This window comes from Cellvibrio sp. (genome assembly GCF_046347455.1).
Taxonomy (GTDB): domain Bacteria; phylum Pseudomonadota; class Gammaproteobacteria; order Pseudomonadales; family Cellvibrionaceae; genus Cellvibrio.
Map to the genome: position 1 here is coordinate 110,891 of NZ_JAXMGC010000002.1, position 19,872 is coordinate 130,762.

Here is a 19,872-nt window from a genome sequence, read left to right on the forward strand (position 1 = left end):
AAGCTTACTTCTTCTTCATGGCCTGTTGCAATAACGCACCCATGCTGCCCATGGCGGCTGGAGCTGGGTTATTGCGTTGTGCATTGCGCTGTTGGTTTTGCGATTGTGGGCGCTCGCCCCCTTTCTTGCCTTCTACCTTTTCACCGGGTGTGTCATCCAAGCGCAATGAGAGTGCGATACGCTTGCGCGGCACGTCCACTTCCATAACTTTTGCTTTGACAATATCGCCAGCTTTAACTGCTTCGCGTGGATCTTTCACGAAGGTGTGCGACAAGGCAGAGATATGCACTAAGCCATCTTGATGCACGCCAATATCCACGAATGCACCAAAGTTGGTTACGTTGGTTACTGTGCCTTCCAGAATCATGCCGGGAACCAAATCGGTAATTTCATTTACGCCATCTTGGAAATTTGCCGTTTTGAATTCAGGGCGCGGGTCACGGCCTGGTTTGTCCAGTTCCTTAATAATGTCAGTAACGGTAGGAACACCAAATTTTTCATCGGTGTAATCAGCTGGTTTTAATCCACGCAAAAAGCTCGAATCACCAATTAAGCCTTTTACTTCGCGTGCATGTTTTTCAGCGATTTTTTCTACCACTGAATAAGCCTCTGGGTGAACGCCCGATGCATCCAATGGGTTATTGCCACCTGCGACACGTAAAAATCCTGCTGCTTGTTCAAAGGTTTTTTCGCCGAAGCGCGGTACTTTCTTCAAAGCAGCGCGTGAGGGAAATGCGCCGTTTTGGTTGCGGAATTCCACAATATTGTTAGCGATGGTGGTGTTTAAACCGGAAACGCGCGCGAGCAATGCAGCAGATGCGGTGTTCACTTCTACACCCACCGCGTTCACACAGTCTTCTACCACCGCATCAAGCGAGCGAGCCAATTGGGATTGAGAAACGTCGTGTTGATATTGGCCCACACCAATGGATTTAGGATCAATTTTTACCAATTCAGCGAGTGGGTCTTGCAAGCGACGCGCAATAGAAATGGCGCCACGAATAGTTACGTCTAGATCAGGAAATTCTTTTGCCGCATATTCAGAAGCAGAGTAAACCGACGCACCGGCTTCACTCACAATCACTGTGGTAGCAGTAATATCTTTGTGCGCTTTGAGTACATCTTTCGCAAATTTTTCTGTCTCGCGTGACGCTGTGCCGTTACCAATAGCAATTAAACCCACGTTATATTTTTTGCATAGGTGAACCAGAATGGCTTCTGACTCGGCAATTTTGTTGAGTGGGGGTGTGGGGTACATTACGGTGTGATCGAGCACTTTGCCGGTTGCATCCACCACGGCGACTTTTACACCGGTACGCATGCCGGGGTCTAAGCCTATTGTCGCTTTTTGACCAGCAGGTGCGGCGAGCAACAAATCTTTTAAATTCGATGCGAACACTTTGATCGCACCGTCTTCCGCTTTTTCACGCAATTCGCTGAGCAAATCCGTTTCAAGATGCGTTAATAATTTAACGCGCCATGTCCAGCGCACAACTTCGGCAAGCCATGCATCGGCTGCGCGACCTTTGTCCTGAATTTGCCAATGTTCGCCAATCATGGTTTCGCAAGGGTGACCTGCTTGCTTATTGAGGGCGAGGACGGTTGTTTCATCGCCCACTTTAATGGCGAGGGTTAACACGCCTTCGTTGCGGCCACGGAACATAGCGAGTGCACGGTGTGAGGGAACTGATTTAAGGGGTTCGTCGTGCTCAAAATAGTCGCGGAATTTTTGTACTTCTTGTGTGGTGTCTGTTTCTTTACCTGCAACAGCGCGCGCACTTAAGGTGCCTTCTTGAGTGAGGAAGTTGCGTAAGCGGCCCAACAATTCAGCATCTTCACTGAATTTTTCCATAAGGATGTATTTAGCGCCGTCGAGCGCTGCTTTAGTGTCATCAATTTTATGTTCTGCGTTGAGGTATTTAGCGGCTTCAACTTCTGGGTTGAGTGTTGGGTCGGCCATCAGCGCTTCAGCCAAAGGTTCCAATCCAGCTTCTTTGGCGATTTGGCCTTTGGTGCGACGTTTAGGTTTGTAGGGGAGGTAGAGGTCTTCCAATCGGTTTTTGGTGTCGGCCAGGTTAATGTCGCGCTCAAGCTCGGGCGTTAATTTTTCTTGCTCGATGATGGATTTCAGAATGCTCGCGCGGCGCTCCTCCAGCTCGCGCAAATAACGCAAGCGCTCTTCCAACACACGCATTTGGCCGTCGTCCAAGCCGCCCGTCACTTCCTTACGGTAGCGCGAGATAAAGGGAACCGTTGCGCCTTCATCCAAGAGCGCCACGGCAGCGCTAACTTGTTGTTCCTGAACGGTTAATTCATCGGCAATGCGTTTAAAAATGCTGGGTAAGCTGGTCGGGCTGGTCATAAAGCGAACTCGTGTTGCGGTGGAAAGAGAAGGCAAGCATTATCCCTAAATTAGCGATGTTCGCCAGTCTTGCTTTTTAGCTTCGCGGGGTATTTTTTGAAAATGTGAATGCTATTTTTAAAAGCCTGAATCCAAATGTTGGCTATCTGTGTCTTAGAGGTATCGATTAACAAAACTACATTGAACAGGAAAGGCTATGAAAACTTTATCTATACCTTCGTTTACCACCTTGACCTTGGTTGCGCTCATGCTGTCTACCGAAGCCGCTTATTCCGCCGAAACGGTGGCGCGCTCATACGATATAAAAAATGTGTCTGAAGTTGTGGTAGGTGACGGCGGCCAAATTCAAATTACCCAAGGCGATTCCGAAAGCTTGCGTGTTGAAGCAGCTGCGGATGTTATCGATCGAGTAAAAGTGGATTTGAACGGAAACCGTCTTTCCCTCAGCATGAAAAGAGGTGCTGGTAGTGGCGGCTTGTTGAGCTTCCTTTACCACAAAAATGAAGAAGTACATTACATACTGCAAGTTAAACGTTTGAAGTATTTAGGGCTCTCAGGCGCGTCGCGAGCGAACTTGAGTGACTGGAAAGATAACAATATGGTTGTGAGTGTGAGTGGTGCAGGTGTTGCAAATTTCGCCAGTCTTTCTGTGGATGAGTTGTTTGTTGATTTGTCTGGCGCAAGTAATAGCAACATCCAAAGCTTGGGGGCAAACAAATTAAAGTTCGAGCTTTCCGGTGCAGCTAACGCGAATATCAAGGGTCAAAGTCAGGCGAAATTTTTACAGGTGGGCTGTAGCGGTGCCAGTAATTTCCGCGGAAAATTGTTAGGCGTTAATCAAGCAGATGTTAATGCGAGTGGCGCTTCAAATATTGAAGTGAACGCCACGGAATTTTTAAAGGCAATCGCTAGCGGTGCATCCAACGTTCGTTACATGGGCCAACCAAGATTGGAGAGCAACTCCAGTGGCGCGAGCAACATTAACTCCATCAAGTAGGGATTCCGAAAGATTCATTTACATTGTGAGCTGGTAGCCTGTCGCAGGAGCTGGATGGCTGCTATAGTTTTGAGCGCGGTTAATGCCGCGCTTTTTTTGTTTTTTAACTCTGATTACTTCACCCATTTAAAGGAAATACAGGATGCAATTTCCACTGGTTAAAACCTGTCAATCCCTCTTTGTGATTGCACTGCTTACCGCTTGTGGCGGTGGGGGTGGCGGTTCATCAAATACTTTTGGTGGCAATAGCTCGTCAAACTCTAGTGGTACACCCGCTGACGGAATATTCCGCCCCGCTGTGGCCGATTCACCCTACAAGGCCGATATTGTTAATTGTTCGAAGATTGTTAACGACCGGCCGGTAACATCGTGCAAGTTAGGTACTCTACCTTTTATCGGCCAAAAAAATTCTACTCCCACCAAAGCGGATGTTCTCGCGCAAACGGTGGTGTCCCATCCGTGGATGGCAACGCGCTTCGAACAATTATTGGATCAAATGCCGCAAGATATTTTCTTGTTGTTTCGCGGCGTAACAGCCGTGGTCATTGGTGCCGATATTCGTCCATCACATTATCGTTCTGACAGCGGCGCAATTTATTTAGACCCCGCCGATTTGTGGCTTAATGCCACTGAGCGAGCAACTATTTCGAAAGCGGAAGATTTTCGCAGTGGTTTTTCAAATGGCTTGGCGTTCCGCAGTTTGTGGCGATATGTGCAAGGTAAAGCAGACGCTTTTGGCTATTTCCCGTTAGATGGCCCTATTAGTTCCCGTTCGATTAATGACATTGTTCGCCCTATGGCTGATTTGCTTTTTCATGAGTTAGCGCATGCCAACGACTTTATGCCTCCAGCTTATGTTGGGCAGGCAAATCCTCAATCAACGCCGCAGTCGGCCATCGACGCCTTGTCCAGTGTGCGCATCTCCACCGGTTTAAGGGCACAGGCGCCGCTTAACTCGCAAATGCAATTTGATTTAGCCAACGTAATGTTTCGCGGTGTAAAAGCCACAGATGCACAAAAGCAATTGTCGGCAGAGCAAGTTGGTTTGGATTTTTCGATTGACGGTGCTAACGATTCCTACAACTACTCCAGCCAATACGAAGACGTTGCCATGTTGTTCGAAGAAGTCATGATGAAAGCTCATTACAATGTAGATCGCGAATTAGCCTTTACCGATGCACCGCCCGCAACCGGGGCGACCTGTGCAAACTATGTGGTGCGTTGGGGGGTGAGAAATCGCATCGGCAATCCGCTGGTGAAATCGCGTGCGCAAATTATTGTGCAGAAGCTACTGGGTGTAACTGACACCACTGCTTACTTTGCAACCTTACCCCCACCCAGTTCAATGCAAATCGGTGTGGATTGGTGCACAAACCTAATTGCTATGAGTCGCGATGGTGCTATGCAAAAGATGTCGTTTGAGCGTTTACCAGAACGAAATTTATTGCCCATAGATTAACGGCTGTGGGTTAGGTTTATGCAATGGCCGCCAAGTATTTTTGGCGGCTTTTTTTTGCAACCTGATTGTGTGATAACCTGCGCAGAATATTTTCATCTTGGGTCTGTCCATGCTGTTCAATAAATTCAAATTTGGAGTTGCCATTTTTTTTCTATCGGTGCTGAGCGCAGTGCTTGCTGCACAAGAACCCGCTACCGTCACGGAAAGCACGCCCGCAAGTTCGGGTAACGAGGTGGAAGAAGTGCTGGTTGTAGGTGAACAACCCGGCCCGAGTATGTGGCGGGTCTACAAGGGCGAACACGTGCTGTGGATTTTGGGAACCATCTCGCCGCTTCCAAAAAATATGCAGTGGCATTCCAAGCAAGTTGAAACGGTTGTTGCCAACTCACAGGAGTTTTTGTTACCACCGAGAGTGAGGATGGAAGTTGGCTTTTGGAGCAAAATGAGCTTACTGCCTTCGCTGATTGGCGTAAAACATAATCCAGATGGAAAAAAACTGGTAGATATTTTACCGCCGGAGATCTACGCGCGCTGGGCCACATTAAAAGAAAAGTATATTGGTAAAGATACGGATATCGAAAAAAACCGCCCCATATTTGTTGCCACCGAATTGTTTAAGAAGTCTATCGATAAATCAGACATGGCGCCGGATGACAGCATTCGTTGGGCTATCGAAAATATAGTACGCGTCCACAACATCAAAACAACAAAACCGACGTTGATGCACGAGTTAAAAAATGCACGCGCCACAGTTAAAAAATTCAAAAAATCTTCTGTGGATGACACCGAATGTTTTGCGCGAACTATTGAACGTTTAGAAACTGATCTGGGTGCGATGCGCGTGCGCGCAAATGCATGGGCAAAAGGTGATTTAGAAACCCTGCGCAATTTGCCCTACCACAACGAGCGAGAGGACTGCGAAACCGCGGTGCTTAACTCCGAAATTGCGCAGGATTTGGGCATGCAGAATCTCAAACAAGTTTTAAAAGAACAATGGTTGGCAGCCGCTGAACTCGCGTTGGCAAATAACGAGTCCACCTTCGCCATGCTGCCCATGGCTGAAATTTACAAATCAGACGGTTACTTGGCGGCTCTGGCTGCTAAGGGTTACTCAATCGAACACCCCGAATAACATCAAGTTTCTGATAAGCACACTCAACGGTTCCTTAGCAGAAGCACGAGCCGACCTTCCTCTTCGTCTTTACCTTCTCGTCGCTGAATAAAAAATAGACCGGACTCGCTTGCAAGGGGTTGCGTTTCGTTGTTTTAGTGTTATAGTTATGTATAACAGTAAGTCAGTGATGATTTGAGCTGACTTTAGGGTTCTATTAACAGGGGTGGTAGAGCGATGAGTGAAGTAGGTTCTGATGCGGTTTTGGTAGAGCGGGTTTTGGTTTTCAAGGATCAGCAAGCGTTTACACGGTTGGTTTTGCGTCATCAACTTTTGGTACGTAGTGTTATTGCTCGTCACTGCCGCAAGGATTTCCACTGTGTAGATGATTTGGTGCAAGAAACCTTTTTGCGTGCTTACTTATCCTTGGCGAGTTTTCGGCAAGAATCAAAATTCTCCACGTGGCTTTATCGCATTGCGCTCAATCTGGTAACCGATAAGTTTCGTCGTAAATCCTTGGACTATTGCGATTTGGATTCCATTGAAAGTATCGCGGCTAGTTGCGGCATGTTGAACCAAAGTGACTTACGCGGTGATCTTGCCAAAGCACTAAACCATATTAGTGCGCAGCAAAAAATTGCTGTGCGTTTGTGCTTGCAAGAGGGGTATACGCATATAGATGCGGCGGCCGAAATGAAAATTCCTTTGGGTACGGTTAAATCGCATGTGTCTCGTGGCCGAGCGCAACTTCAACAACTCTTGGCACACTGGGCCGAGGTTGCCTAATGGCAGACATTAATTATTTTTTTTCACGCGATTTCATTTCCTGTGCAGGTAATTTATGACTCATTCGTGGAATGACGATCAACCTATTTACCGACAACTGCGCGAGCGGATTGTCAGCTTGATGCTGGAAGGTGTTTTTAAAGAAGGTGATGCATTGCCTTCGGTGCGCCAAGTAGCAAGTGATTATCAAATTAATCATCTCACCGTAAGCAAGGCTTATCAGGAGTTGGTGGATATGCAATTAGTTGAAAGCAGGCGCGGTATGGGTATGTATGTGGTGCCGGGTGCACAAGAAAAATTACATAGCATTGAGAAGGATAAATTTCTGAACAGCGAACTTCCAGCGTTGCTAGCGCGCATTAAAAATTTAGGTATTAGTGCAAATGAACTTTTTGCTGCCATTATGAAAGCCGACGAGGAAAAATAGATGAATGCGGTTATCAATGCGAAAGGACTGTATAAATCCTACGGTAAAAAAGTGGCACTCGATCATATTGATTTGCAAATTCCGGCGGGCCGTATTGTTGGGCTTATAGGTCCCAATGGCGCAGGCAAAACAACGTTGCTTAAAGGGATTTTAGGTTTGGCCACCGTGGGCGGAGATTTGCAGGTGTTGGATCTCAATCCGTTTACGGATCGTGTGAAATTGCTGGAGGATGTCTCGTTTATTGCAGACACTGCAATTTTACCGCGTTGGCTAAAAGTGAGTGAAGCGTTGGATTATGTGGAGGGCGTACATCCAAAATTTAGTCGCGAAAAAGCCATGGGATTTTTGGCAAAAACTCAAATTCAGTTAAACCACAAGGTGAAAGATCTTTCCAAGGGCATGGTTACTCAGTTGCACCTTGCGTTAATTATGGCGATTGATAGCAAATTACTGGTGTTGGATGAGCCTACGTTGGGTTTGGATATTCTCTATCGCAAGCAATTTTATGAGGCTTTGCTCAACGATTATTACGATGCGCAAAAAACCATACTTATTACAACGCATCAAGTAGAGGAGATCGAGGGAATACTGACCGATCTAATTTTTATCAATAATGGAAAAATTTTATTGGAAACTCCCATGGATAACGTGCCGGAAAAATTTGTTGAATTGCAGGTCGACCTCGCCCAAAAAGATGCGGCCTTAGCCTTAAAACCCATTCACACCAAAACCATATTGGGTGGATTTAAGATGATTTTTGAAAATGTTGATGCGGCGCAGCTGAAAACTTTGGGCAGGGTTTCCACTCCAAGCGTTGCTGATTTGTTTGTGGCAAAAATGCAATCTACGGTGCAACAGTGAGGCGAGCAGCATGAATATTTATAAAGTCTTAATTAAAAGAGAGCTATGGGAAAACAAAGTTAGTTTTATTTATGCGCCTGTGGTTGTTTCGTTGTTGATTTTAGCCTTGGTTGCCAGTGCAGCCCTTTACACCAAAGGCGTTATTAATGGTAACGGCGTGCATTTCAATACCACCTCCAACGGAGTGCCCATAGAGGCGGGTGTTAGTGTGGATGGCGGTGCAGGGCTACGCCCAATCACTGGTGAAAAAGCGACTAGCGATCAGATTGATATGAAAGCGGCAGTGCTCGCAAATCCCGCCTACTTTAGTGGCATTGTCACCGGTGTTATGTATGCAAACTGCGTGATGTTGTACTTGGTGTTCTCAATTGTTCTGGGTGCTTATGCGTTGAGGTGCTTGTTCGATGATCGAAAAAATAAAGACATCTTATTTTGGCGATCTATGCCTGTAAGCGAAAGCGCGAATGTATTAACCAAGCTGGTAATGATATTTTTGGTGGGGCCAAGTGTCATTTTAGTGCTCAACACCTTGGTCGCACTGGTCGTATTTCTGGCTGCTATTGTCTATTTCACTTTACATGGGGTTGGCTTTGGCTATCTTATAGCCTCTGTGATTAACGGCGGTGCTTATTACATCCCTTTGCAAATATTCTATGAGTTAATTTTTAGTTTGTTGATGCTCGCACCGGTTATTGGGCTTGCGCTAGTGTCCTCTGCCTTTGCGAAAAAAACTCCGTTCTATCTTTTTATGGTGCCGTTTTTATTGGTGGGTGCCGATAAAGTCATGGGTGCAACTTTTGGCATAACCTTGGGGTTGTCGAAGCTGACAAAAATGTACGGCGATGCGCTTGAGCTCACGCAAGATGCATTTATGCTGCAGCACCCACTTCACTTTACCTCGGCGATGATTCTACCGCTGTTGACCTGCATTGCCGTAGGCGCAGCCTTAATTGCGGGTGCAGTTTGGTTGCGAAATAATCGGTACGAGATTTAAAAAGGTCGTTCGAGATGATAGGGGAGTTGATCTAAGTTCCAAAACCTTTGGCCCAAAAAGTTCGGACAGAACAGCAATGAATACTGAGCCAAAATTTAGAGACTTAAGAAAATCTGTTGTTGATTCAAAACTGGCGGGGTGTATGCGGGGGCTTTGGCGAATACACGCCTTTGCCTTCATTGTTATGGCGCGTCATTTTTTTGGTATCACTCTTTATTGGCGGCTTGGGATTAATCACCTATATTATTCTGTGGGTATGCATGCCAGCAGCTGTAACGCCATCGCGATCCGAGCGGGTTATTAATCCGTAGAAGGTTATCCTGCGGGTGTTATTTGCTAGGGATGGGTAGATAAAGGCTCCGCGCAAAATACCGGAGTCATTTTGCATTTTGGGCTGGAGTATCTTTGCAACATAAAGAAGATTTGCATGTCTAAGCACAACCGATAAATTCGTCGCGTTGTTTACACCTTAAAAGAATACTTTATGAAATTGAACAAGCCAGGTTGGTTGTCTGCAATTTTCTTTGCTGGATTATTGCTGAGCTCCTGCCAACACGAACCAAAGATCAAAACGGGTAGTGTCACTGGTCAAGCGGCTGCAATCAATACTGCAGTGATTCAAAAAAGCCCTAACGATAACCGCAACTATGCTGCGATGATGCTGGCCAATAACCTGCAAGTGGTGCTGGTGTCTGACCGTGGCTTGGAAAATTCCGCTGCATCCCTTGCAGTGGGAGTAGGTAGCGCGCAAGATCCGGTGGAGCACCAAGGGTTAGCTCACTACCTAGAGCACATGTTGTTTTTAGGAACCAAAAAGTTTCCTGAGCCAGATGGTTTTATGAAGTTCACGCAGGCGAACGGTGGTATGACCAACGCCTTTACGGCCTACGATAAAACCAACTTTTTATTCCAAGTGAATGCCCGCAAGTTTGATGAAGCCTTGGATAGATTTAGCGATTATTTCAAATCGCCAACCTTTGATGCGCACTATTCAGATAAGGAAAGGCAAGCGGTAAATAACGAATGGTCTATGCAAAAGCAGCAAGATGGTTGGATTCTGAACAGGTTGGATGCCATCACGGGCAATCCACAAAGCCCGCGCGCAAAATTTAATATCGGCAATTTGGATACGCTGGTAGATACACCAACATCCAAGTTGAATGATGCGATGAAGGCTTTCTACAACCAGTACTATTCGTCAAACATTATGCGTTTGACACTTGTGGGCAAACAATCAATTCCTGAGTTAAAGGTCTTGGCCGAAAAATATTTTTCAGACATCCCCAATAAAAAAATTCAACGGCCAGAGGTAAAAATTCCAGGTTTAACTGAGGCGGAGACCGGAAAAAGTATTTACTACAAACCCAATAAAAATATTAAAGCCCTCTATGTGGATTTCCCGTTAAAGTCCAATAAGGATCAATGGCGTTTGAAGCCAAATGAATATGTGCGAAATTTGCTGACCACAGAAGAAGCAGGAACTTTGTGCGAACAATTGCGTAAAAAAGGCTTGGCGGTAAATACAACGGCATATTTTGCGTCAGATGTTTATGGTCCTGATGGCTATATGCGAGTTCAGGTGGAGCTAAGTGATCTTGGTCTAAAACGTCAGGACGATGTTGTGGCCGCAATTTTTTCCTATGTAGATTTGATCAAGCGTGAAGGGTTAAACGAAAACTACTTCCGCGAATTGCAAGCCATGCGCACAAAAGATTTTTTGAATGCGAGCAAGCCTAATCCGCTTCAGCAGGCTGTGCAGCTCACAAGTTTGCAATTCGATTTTCCGGTTGAAAATTTGCTCAACGCTAATTATGTCTATGAGCGCTATGACGAAACGGCTATTAAAGCTGTATTGGAACAATTGGATACAAAGCGTGTACGAATTTGGCATGTCAGCCAACAGGAAAAAGTAACCAAACCGATTAGCTATTTCGATGGAAACTATGAAATTCAAGCTATAAATGAAGAAAAATATGCCGAGCTTTCCAAGCTTGCAAAGAGCTTTAGTTTCAACTTGCCCCCCTTGAATGATTTGTTTACCGACAAAGCTGCCCCAATTGTAGATAGCAAATATTTAAAGCCGCATTCGATCATTAGCGCAGCAGGGGTAGAGGCGTTTTTGCAACATCCGGAATTCTACCGTGAAGATAAAGGGCAAATCTCCATCGAAATAAATTCTGGTTACGGCGTGAAAAGTGCGAAAAATGCGGTATTGGCTAATTTGTTATTGGAGATGTATAAAAAACAAAATACGTCTTTGATGGATAGGGCGCACAACGCTTCTTTGGGAATCACTCTTTCCTTGAGCGGTTCCAATTCTCCGGCTATTACTATTTCTGGTTATACAACAAAACACCCACTTCTGACTGAGCAACTGTTAAAAAGTTTTGCAAAGCTTGATTTCATCCAGTCTGAGTTTGACGAGGCTCTTGCATCTTATAAACAGGATCTTGCCAACAAAGCTAAAGATCATGTGTACCGGCAGATGTTTGGTCAACTGGGGCGTCTTACTAACAAAGTGCAGTGGACTGATAAGGAATATTTAGATGCAGCGCAAACCGTCTCGCTAAAAGATGTTATTGCATACTATAAATTGGTCAAAGCGGATCCACTCATTCGTTTGCTTGTGGTAGGTAATTACAGCGAAGAAACGGTGAAGCAAATAGCGCAATCAGCCACAAGTATTTTGCCGGGTAAACGTTTACCGAAAGATCGCGTGGTATCGCAGTTCGTAACGCCTTCCTCTGGCAAAGCCTTTGAATTTAAAGAAGCGCATGATTTGGCTGACAATGGAATACTTATCGTCAGATTCCGCGACAAAAAATCAGATGATGAACAAGCGCAGTTAACGGTATTGAATGCGTTTATGGATAAAGTATTTTTTGCGCAGTTGCGTACGCAAGATCAATTGGGTTATGTGGTGCAGAGTTTCCCTTATGCGGTGGATGAAGTGCCCGCTTATGCGATGATGGTGCAAAGTTCGAACACAGATTTGGAAAAAATTAAAGCGCGCATGGATAAGTTCCGTCAGGATTATTACGCAGAATTAAAGTCGCTTGATCCGGCCACGCTTGAAGCAACCAAACAAGCCATTATTGCCAATATTATGCAGAAACCAACCGACTTCTATCGTGAAGCGAGCCTCTACGCCGGTGAGTTCTGGCAAGGAAAATATGAATTCGACAAACGTGATCGCCAACTAACGGCGTTGAAAATGGTAACCAAGGACGACCTGATTAAAATGTACGAACAACTGATATTGAGTGATGCCGTACCAAGTGCGGTTGTTCAAATGAAAGGCGCCAATTTTAAAGATTCAGGTTTCGCGCCCTTAAAGCCTTAACTCTCGCTGATTTATCGTTATAATTAAGCACCGCCTACAGCGCGGTGCTTTTTTCTTGCCGTGAGTAAATTATGAATAAGACTGAAGAAGGTCAATTTTGGGATTTGGTGGATGCTTTTATCGAACAGGCTAACAATGCTTGTGATGAGGCAGACCCCGGAATGGTGAGTGCAGCATTACTTAATGCAGCGGCGAGGTTCAACGCGTTTGTAGTGGCGAGTTCCTCGCTCGATCGCAAAGAATTTATCGACGAAATTGAAAGTGCTCAGAAGTACCTCACCGGCCGCTACGCCGAATTGGTGCGCGATAATTTAGACGACTACCGCGACAACTTTAAAGTCTATATCCGCCCTGATGAAGAAGAGTCTAATACCTAACCAGCCAAGCGCTGGTTTTTTTACCTCTCTAGTTTGCGAAAGTGTAAAAGTGTGCATATCTTGTATGCAAGTCTGGATTGCTATTGCAAAATCAACCTTAAAAACCAGATTAGTTAAATTGGATCAATAATAAAGAGAGCTGAGAATGAAAATACTACTACGTGTTATGTGTGCTTCCCTTGCGGCTTTCGCCGTTGGGGCAACCGCAGATGTAAAACTGCCAAGATTAGTTAGCGATGGAATGGTTTTGCAGCGTGATAAACCCGCTACCCTCTGGGGTTGGGCTGACGAGGGCGAGCAAGTTACCGTTGCTATCGGCAAACAAAAAGTAACCGCAACAACCCAGGATGGTCGTTGGCAGGTGAAATTGAAACCTCTAGCTGCTGGCGGCCCTTATGTTTTGGATATTCAAGGCAAAAATCATATTCAAGTAAAAGATGTGTTGATGGGCGATGTGTGGATTGCATCGGGTCAGTCAAATATGGAGCTGCCTTTAAGACGCGTTCAATATCAATATCCCAATTTAATTGAATCAACATACCTGCCGCAAATTCGCGAATTTAATGTTCCTACTATTTATAATTTCAAAGGCCCTGCGGATGATTTTGCTGTGGGTGCTTGGAAAAAGGCTGAGCCAGAAAATCTTGCAGGATTTTCTGCGGTCGGTTTTTTCTTCTCGCGTTACCTTCACGAAAAGCAAAACACGCCCATAGGTTTAATTACGCTTCCTGTAGGTGGTTCACCTGCTGAAGCATGGGTGAGTGAAGCGGGCTTGGCAAAATATCCTCATTACCTCGCGCAGCTTCAGCCGTTTAAAAGTGATGATTACGTGGCAAAAACTATCGCCACAGATAAAGCTGCGAGCGCAGCTTGGTATTCAGATTTGGCGGCAAAAGATGAAGGTTTGAAAGGTAATTGGTCCAATGAAACCTTGGATACTAAAGATTGGAAAAACTTCACTGTGCCCGGCTATTTAAAAGAGCAGGGTAGCGATTTTGTTCAAGGTGCCGTGTGGTTTCGCAAAACCTTTGACCTTACTGCAGAGCAAGCGAGTAAAACAGCAACGCTGTGGTTAGGCGTGATTGTGGATGGCGACCAAGTCTTTTTAAACGGAAAAGAAATTGGACAAACCGGCTACAAATATCCGCCACGAATTTATAGCGTTCCCGCGGGCTTATTAAAAGCGGGTAAAAATACCATCAGCATTCGCGTAACCAGTTACACCGCCAACGCAGGCTTCGTAAAAGAAAAACGCTACGAGTTGGATTTGGGTAAAGAATCAATTCCATTAGCGGGTGAATGGCAATATAAAATTGCAGCACGCACCGGCGATATGCCAAAAACCACAACCTTGCATTATCAACCAGCCTCTTTGTTTAACGCTAAGTTAGCGCCGACCTTGGGCATTGCGATGAAAGGCGTAATTTGGTACCAAGGTGAATCCAATACGGATCGCGCTAAAGAATATGAAAGCCTAATGGCAGATTTGGTTGCGGATTGGCGCGGCCAATATAAGCAAGGCGATTTCCCATTCATTTTTGTTCAGCTCGCAAACTTTATGGATGCTTACCCAGAGCCACGTGAAAGTAACTGGGCGGCAACCCGTGAAGCACAACGTAAACTATTGAATATTAAAAATACCGCTATGGCTGTTGCTATTGATGTAGGTGAGTGGAATGACATTCACCCCTTGAACAAGCAAGCGGTTGGTGAACGTCTGGCTTTAGGTGCGCAGCGTATTGCTTACGGCAATAAGAAAATAGTTGCGTCTGGCCCTAACGCCATTAGCATCAAGCGCGACAAGAACAGTTTGATTATTGGTTTTGATAAAGCCGGTGGTGAATTATCCATTGCGAAAGACGGTGTTCTTCACCATATAGCGATTGCTGGTGCAGATAAAAAGTACGTGTGGGCCAAGGCCAAGATTCAAGGTAACAAACTCGTGGTGTGGAGTGACGATATCGCTGAACCTGTGAGCGTTCGTTATGCGTGGGCAGATAACCCAGAAGGCGCAAACCTGTATAATAAAGCTGGTTTGCCTGCATCGCCGTTCGAGTTGTCTCTCCAATAAACTTTCGGCTGGGCATTAACAATTAAAAAGGTAATGCCCTTGCCCCGTTTAAAAAATACATCTACCTCTTCTTCGCAGGTCGCCATTGTTGGTGGCGGCCCTGCGGGTTTAATGGCAGCAGAAATTATTGCCAGCGCTGGTTTCTCCGTTTCAATTTACGATGCAATGCCATCCGTTGGGCGAAAATTTTTGCTCGCAGGTGTTGGCGGAATGAATATCACCCATTCCGAATCCCATGAAAAATTAATACAGCGATACAGCCATTCTTCAAAACATCTAAAACCCTATCTCGATCAATTTTGTGCAAATGATTTACGCGAATGGATTCACGGCTTGGGTATAGAAACCTTTGTGGGTTCATCTGGTCGCGTTTTTCCGCGCGATATGAAAGCGGCTCCTTTGCTACGTGCATGGTTGCACAGGCTGCGTGAATTGGGTGTACAGATTTATCCTCGTCACCGTTGGTTAGGTTGGGGTGATAAAGGCACATTGAAACTCATTGAAAAAAGAGAACAGCAGGAAACTGAAAAGTGGGTTAATGCCGATGCGGTTGTTTTAGCTCTCGGCGGTGCAAGTTGGCAGCGTCTGGGGTCAGATGGTGCTTGGGTTGAAATCCTGCGCGAAAAATCTATAGAAGTCGCAGAACTTGTGCCCAGCAATTGTGGCTTTGAGTTTTCCTGGAGTGACTATTTTCGTGAACATTTTGGCGGCGCGCCTTTACAAACTATTAATTTGACCGTAACAGATGAAGACGGAAAACACCATTCTGTTCGCGGCGAAGCTATGATTGCGAAAACCGGTATTGAAGGTACGAGTGTCTATGCGCTTTCCAGTGTGTTGCGCAACAATATTCTTACGGGTAAGAAAGCCGAGCTAGTGATTGATCTCTTGCCGGATTTGTCAGAAGAAAAAATCATTACTTTGCTCAATAAGCCGCGCGGTAAAAATTCCATCAGCAATTTTTTGCGAAAGCAATTTAATCTTCCTCCAGTAAAAATGGCGCTGCTTCGTGAATTGACATCACCCAGTATTTGGCAAGACAACAAAGCAATTTCACAAGCACTAAAAGCTCTTTGCTTGCCTTTAACAGGCTTTCGCCCGATTGATGAAGCCATCAGCTCTGCTGGTGGTGTTAAATTCTCTGAGATTGATACTCGTTTTATGCTGAAAAATTTACCCGGTGTATTTTGCGCAGGTGAAATGTTGGATTGGGAAGCGCCAACGGGCGGCTACTTATTAACAGCATGCTTCGCAACTGGGCGAGCGACCGGTTTGGGTGTAATTGATTATTTGCGAGAGTGTCATGCGTAAATTATTAGTGATTGGTTATGTATGGCCAGAACCAAAATCATCCGCCGCCGGTAGCCGTATGCTGGAGCTTATCCATGTGTTTCTTTCGCAACATTGGGAAGTTGTGTTTGCATCTGCCGCTGCGCTCTCCGAACATAGATTTAATTTGGAAACCATAGGTGTTCAAGAAAAATCAATCCAATTAAATGATTCCGGTTTTAATGAATATTTGGCAAACCTGAAACCTGATGCCGTTTTATTTGATCGTTTTTTTACAGAAGAACAATTTGGTTGGCGTGTGGAGCAAGAGTGCCCCGGCGCGCTGCGGATTTTAGATACAGAAGATTTACACAGCTTACGGCATGCGCGCCATCATTTACTTAGGGCTTCCCAAAAAAAATGTGAAACTGAAGTAGATCGTCATAAGCTTGGCCCTGTTTTGGCTAGTGCGGAACAGCTTTATGAGTGCATGTCGAATGATGACATGGCCAAGCGCGAAATTGCGTCGATTTTTCGTTGTGATCTCACGCTTATGATTTCTACATTCGAGATTGAACTTCTCACCCAATTTTTTTCTGTGCCAGCACAACTTTTACATTACTGCCCGTTTCTAACAATCGATAAAACAACAACGCCAAAAAGCTTTGATGAACGCCAGCATTTTATTAGCATCGGAAATTTCCGCCACGAACCTAATTGGGACGCGGTGCTTTATTTAAAGCATGCAATCTGGCCGTTAATTCGAGCGCAGCTTCCGCAAGCGGAACTGCACATCTACGGCGCGTATCCACCACCCAAGGCAACGCAATTACATAATCCCAAACAGGGGTTTTATATAAAGGGTTGGGCAGATGACGCGCTTGAGGTGATGGGGCAAGCCAGAGTGTGCCTTGCCCCCTTGCGCTTTGGCGCAGGCATAAAAGGAAAGTTGATGGATGCAATGTTGTGCGGCACTCCTAGCATCACCACGAGCATAGGCGCGGAAGCAATGTGTGACGGAAATGTGTGGGGTGGTTCAATTGAAAATAACGCAGAAGATTTCGTAGCGGCCGCCATTAGTTTCTATACGCGCGAGGATGCATGGGCCAAAGCGCAAAAAAATGGATTCCATGTTTTGGAAAGTTATTTCCAAAACACCGATTACCAAGAGCAGCTGGTTAAAAGGCTGAACGAATTGCAGGAAAAGCTTGAGCTTGAGCGAAAACAGAATTTCATTGGGGCGATGTTGCGCCATCATTCACTAAAAAGCACACAATACATGTCGCAATGGATAGAAGCGAAGAATAGCACCAGAAGTTAAATCAGAAAATTCTAGACAAATCGCAAAATTGAGATTAAAAAATCAGCCACGCCTGTGTGCTTTCATGCGTATTGTTGAAGTCAAGTTAGATTTAATTAATGCTAATAACTAAATAAGAAGGAATATCATGATGAATGTATCAAAAATAGCACTCCGGTTAGCGGCTTTTTCTTTAATTGGCTTTTGTGCGTTAAGTTTTGCTAAGGAAAAACATCAGCCTCTCACCAATTGCGCGAGTATCAATTGGGCGGATAAGGGTAAAGAAGACGCCATCGCCGGATTACCATTTACCAAAATCGATGAGTACACGGTTGATTGCAAAGCAGAAAATGTTGTACCTGGCGATAAGCTCTACGTGTCTGGTTACTTAAAAGGGCTTGAAATTTATTGTACGGCCGATAGAGGTTATCAACTCGGACGAACTGGCGGAGCATCAGATCGGTACTGTGCTAAAACCGAAGTTTATATGACTGCTTTTGAGAAAGGACAAAAGGAATTTACTGAACGAGTGGAGCGCGAAAAAATTGAGCGTCTAACCCGCCCTCGTTCTGGTGGCGGTTTCGGCCCAAATGTTGCCACGCCTAATGGAACCCCAAACTAATTGATAATAGTGGTTAAACAATCGGGGCCAGTGTAAAGCAAGGTGTCTGCCCGTCCAGAGGTTTCGTTCTTTGATTTACTCTGACCCCGATTAATTCTACTTCTGGATACGGAAACGCTTTTGTTCACAAAGGCTTAACTGAAGGCTGGTATACAGAGAATGAGGATCTCGCTCTTACAATTGATGGCAACCATATGCGATCCGGGCTTAGTATTGGGATTTCATCAGGAGTTGACATTGGGAGTTATACAAATTGGTAAGCAATAAAAAAATAGTCTTTCTTATAATTGCTCTATTGGTATTTATTGCTTCGCTTGTAATATCGCAAAAATTTACCGCCACCTCTCCCAGTTTTAAGCTGGCATCCGAATTTATTTCAACAAACGAAGATTTGTCAGCAAAATTCGGGGAAATTAAAGGTATAACTCCCATCAAAACATTAAATTATATGGGGGCCGCCAATGAAAAACCATATGTGAGATATACACTGAAAGTCAGTGGGACTAAGGCGGAAGCATATATTACAATACGGATTGTAAACTTTGATCAAAATACCAATAGATATCAAAGTATTTATATTGAGGATTTAGATATTCGCTAGCCTTGTAGGACGGGCTAACGAAAAGTGTAACTCTAATATTTCATTCGCTGTGACTATTAAAAATTTTAATTAATGGCGAAAAAGTAGCGGGTTAGGTTGCGCTGCAAGTAACCCGCACTACGTATCTTATGAATTCCCGCAACATTAAACTCTTACCGCGTATTAAGCTTCGCTTATAAATACGCCTCACCTTTTTCATCCATATCCAACCGTAAATTTTCGTAAGTTATCCCCAAAAATATCTCGCCTAAACCTACACTGCCTCTCTTAATCAAATCTGTGAGGAAGTTTTATGGGTAATAAAATGCTTTTAGGGTTTGTATTGTTTGTAACGGGAGCCATTTCTGCATGGGCTGACAATTACAAACCCTTTGTCATCAACAACACGCAAATAGTGCCAATACATTCCAAATTTACCGGCCGCGATCACGAGCTGGTTGTGGTGCTGCCGTCCAGCTACGCGAGTAACCCCGATAAAAAATATCCTGTGCTTTATTATCTGGATGCTTATTGGGATACGCCTTTGTTAGCTTCTACCTACGGCAATTTGGTTTACGACAATGTGGTGCCAGAATTTATTATGGTGGGATTATCCTATCCCTCCAATGCCAACTACGATAAGGAGCGCCGTATTGATTACACAATTACTGCGGAGGAAGAAAACTCGGGTAAAGCGGACTTGTTTTTGAATTTCATTCAAAAGGAAGTAGCCCCCTTGGTGGAATCAAAATTTCGTGGCTTGGCGACCGATCGCGTGCTCTCTGGTAATTCTCTCGGCGGACTTTTTACAGTGGCCGCCGCATACAAAGCGCCAGATTTCTTTGCGGGTTTTGTTGCCCTTAGCCCTGCGGCCAGTTGGGATAAGGGTGCGCTGTTAAAATTAGATGAAGATTACGCGAAGCAACATAAACGATTAAATGGCCGCATGTTTATTTCTTATGGCTCGACCGAATATCCATCGTTTCGTGACCCTATTATTAAATTACAAAAGCAGCTCGCCGCGCGCCAGTACCAAGGTTTTGACTTGTTAAACTATGCGATGGAAGGTCTTGACCACACTAGCGTAAAAGGCGATGGCTACGTGCGTGGTTTGATGTGGGTATGGAAACCGAAAAAGCCCGCCGGTCCCAGTGGTTTGGAAAAGGCCATTACGGGCGCAAAATAATTGCCTGCCGTTAACAAACGTTTACCTGAATTAAGTTTTGTGATTTTTCATAAAGATTGCCCATAGCAGCTATACCGAAAGGTCTAGCTGCTTATAATTTCCGCGCTCCATTGCATGTGAAGGATCT

Annotated in this window: 17 protein-coding genes; 16 read left to right on the top strand and 1 reads right to left on the bottom strand. The window is 45.0% G+C overall.

Annotated features, from left to right (window positions below; genetic code table 11):
- Positions 1-4 precede the first annotated feature (4 nt).
- Positions 5-2,362 carry a Tex family protein gene (locus U1F02_RS04445; protein WP_409989157.1) on the bottom strand — a complete coding sequence of 786 codons (2,358 nt, stop codon included), beginning with the start codon at positions 2,360-2,362 and terminating at the stop codon, positions 5-7.
- A gap of 196 nt (positions 2,363-2,558) precedes the next feature.
- Here U1F02_RS04445 and U1F02_RS04450 point away from each other — a divergent pair, with 196 nt between their 5' ends.
- The 16 genes from U1F02_RS04450 to U1F02_RS04525 all read left to right on the top strand — a co-directional run bounded on the left by U1F02_RS04450 (position 2,559) and on the right by U1F02_RS04525 (position 19,745).
- A complete protein-coding gene (locus U1F02_RS04450) occupies positions 2,559-3,359 on the top strand; it encodes a GIN domain-containing protein (protein WP_409989158.1) in 801 nt (266 codons plus the stop codon).
- A gap of 142 nt (positions 3,360-3,501) precedes the next feature.
- Positions 3,502-4,818 (top strand): hypothetical protein, encoded by a 1,317-nt coding sequence (locus U1F02_RS04455; RefSeq protein WP_409989159.1) that lies wholly within the window; start codon positions 3,502-3,504, stop codon positions 4,816-4,818.
- A 109-nt stretch (positions 4,819-4,927) separates the two neighbouring features.
- A complete protein-coding gene (locus tag U1F02_RS04460; RefSeq protein ID WP_409989160.1) occupies positions 4,928-5,950 on the top strand; it encodes a TraB/GumN family protein in 1,023 nt (340 codons plus the stop codon).
- Positions 5,951-6,166: 216 nt separating this feature from the next.
- Positions 6,167-6,715: an RNA polymerase sigma factor gene (locus tag U1F02_RS04465; protein ID WP_409989161.1), complete on the top strand. Its 549-nt coding sequence runs from the start codon at positions 6,167-6,169 to the stop codon at positions 6,713-6,715.
- A gap of 55 nt (positions 6,716-6,770) precedes the next feature.
- Entirely contained in the window at positions 6,771-7,142 is a 372-nt protein-coding gene (locus U1F02_RS04470) for a GntR family transcriptional regulator (protein ID WP_409989162.1), read from the top strand.
- Entirely contained in the window at positions 7,143-8,003 is an 861-nt protein-coding gene (locus U1F02_RS04475; RefSeq protein WP_409989163.1) for an ABC transporter ATP-binding protein, read from the top strand.
- Between the two features lie 10 nt (positions 8,004-8,013).
- Positions 8,014-8,997, top strand: a complete 984-nt coding sequence (locus tag U1F02_RS04480) for a hypothetical protein (RefSeq protein WP_409989164.1) — start codon at positions 8,014-8,016, stop codon at positions 8,995-8,997.
- A 119-nt stretch (positions 8,998-9,116) separates the two neighbouring features.
- A complete protein-coding gene (locus U1F02_RS04485; protein WP_409989553.1) occupies positions 9,117-9,308 on the top strand; it encodes a PspC domain-containing protein in 192 nt (63 codons plus the stop codon).
- Positions 9,309-9,481: 173 nt separating this feature from the next.
- On the top strand, positions 9,482-12,340 hold the full coding sequence (locus U1F02_RS04490; protein ID WP_409989165.1) for an insulinase family protein: 2,859 nt from the start codon (positions 9,482-9,484) through the stop codon (positions 12,338-12,340).
- Positions 12,341-12,411: 71 nt separating this feature from the next.
- Entirely contained in the window at positions 12,412-12,717 is a 306-nt protein-coding gene (locus tag U1F02_RS04495) for a DUF3144 domain-containing protein (protein WP_409989166.1), read from the top strand.
- 145 nt (positions 12,718-12,862) lie between these two features.
- Positions 12,863-14,788, top strand: a complete 1,926-nt coding sequence (locus U1F02_RS04500) for a sialate O-acetylesterase (protein ID WP_409989167.1) — start codon at positions 12,863-12,865, stop codon at positions 14,786-14,788.
- A gap of 39 nt (positions 14,789-14,827) precedes the next feature.
- Positions 14,828-16,099: a TIGR03862 family flavoprotein gene (locus tag U1F02_RS04505; protein WP_409989168.1), complete on the top strand. Its 1,272-nt coding sequence runs from the start codon at positions 14,828-14,830 to the stop codon at positions 16,097-16,099.
- Positions 16,092-17,378 carry a glycosyltransferase gene (locus tag U1F02_RS04510; protein ID WP_409989169.1) on the top strand — a complete coding sequence of 429 codons (1,287 nt, stop codon included), beginning with the start codon at positions 16,092-16,094 and terminating at the stop codon, positions 17,376-17,378. The genes U1F02_RS04505 and U1F02_RS04510 overlap by 8 nt, the downstream gene beginning before the upstream one ends.
- A gap of 127 nt (positions 17,379-17,505) precedes the next feature.
- Positions 17,506-17,979, top strand: a complete 474-nt coding sequence (locus U1F02_RS04515) for a DUF2799 domain-containing protein (RefSeq protein ID WP_409989170.1) — start codon at positions 17,506-17,508, stop codon at positions 17,977-17,979.
- 253 nt (positions 17,980-18,232) lie between these two features.
- Positions 18,233-18,580, top strand: coding sequence for a hypothetical protein (locus tag U1F02_RS04520; protein WP_409989171.1), 348 nt, complete (start codon positions 18,233-18,235; stop codon positions 18,578-18,580).
- A gap of 292 nt (positions 18,581-18,872) precedes the next feature.
- Entirely contained in the window at positions 18,873-19,745 is an 873-nt protein-coding gene (locus U1F02_RS04525) for an alpha/beta hydrolase (protein ID WP_409989172.1), read from the top strand.
- The last annotated feature ends 127 nt before the right edge of the window (positions 19,746-19,872 follow it).

Bases quoted from the DNA above. Each gene is read 5' to 3' on its own strand.
- U1F02_RS04500 (WP_409989167.1), top strand. From the start codon at position 12,863: ATGAAAATACTACTACGTGTTATGTGTGCTTCCCTTGCGGCTTTCGCC.
- U1F02_RS04510 (WP_409989169.1), top strand. From the start codon at position 16,092: ATGCGTAAATTATTAGTGATTGGTTATGTATGGCCAGAACCAAAATCA.
- U1F02_RS04450 (WP_409989158.1), top strand. From the start codon at position 2,559: ATGAAAACTTTATCTATACCTTCGTTTACCACCTTGACCTTGGTTGCG.
- U1F02_RS04445 (WP_409989157.1), bottom strand. From the start codon at position 2,362: ATGACCAGCCCGACCAGCTTACCCAGCATTTTTAAACGCATTGCCGAT.
- U1F02_RS04470 (WP_409989162.1), top strand. From the start codon at position 6,771: ATGACTCATTCGTGGAATGACGATCAACCTATTTACCGACAACTGCGC.
- U1F02_RS04525 (WP_409989172.1), top strand. From the start codon at position 18,873: ATGGGTAATAAAATGCTTTTAGGGTTTGTATTGTTTGTAACGGGAGCC.
- U1F02_RS04455 (WP_409989159.1), top strand. From the start codon at position 3,502: ATGCAATTTCCACTGGTTAAAACCTGTCAATCCCTCTTTGTGATTGCA.
- U1F02_RS04515 (WP_409989170.1), top strand. From the start codon at position 17,506: ATGATGAATGTATCAAAAATAGCACTCCGGTTAGCGGCTTTTTCTTTA.
- U1F02_RS04460 (WP_409989160.1), top strand. From the start codon at position 4,928: ATGCTGTTCAATAAATTCAAATTTGGAGTTGCCATTTTTTTTCTATCG.
- U1F02_RS04480 (WP_409989164.1), top strand. From the start codon at position 8,014: ATGAATATTTATAAAGTCTTAATTAAAAGAGAGCTATGGGAAAACAAA.
- U1F02_RS04495 (WP_409989166.1), top strand. From the start codon at position 12,412: ATGAATAAGACTGAAGAAGGTCAATTTTGGGATTTGGTGGATGCTTTT.
- U1F02_RS04465 (WP_409989161.1), top strand. From the start codon at position 6,167: ATGAGTGAAGTAGGTTCTGATGCGGTTTTGGTAGAGCGGGTTTTGGTT.
- U1F02_RS04490 (WP_409989165.1), top strand. From the start codon at position 9,482: ATGAAATTGAACAAGCCAGGTTGGTTGTCTGCAATTTTCTTTGCTGGA.
- U1F02_RS04475 (WP_409989163.1), top strand. From the start codon at position 7,143: ATGAATGCGGTTATCAATGCGAAAGGACTGTATAAATCCTACGGTAAA.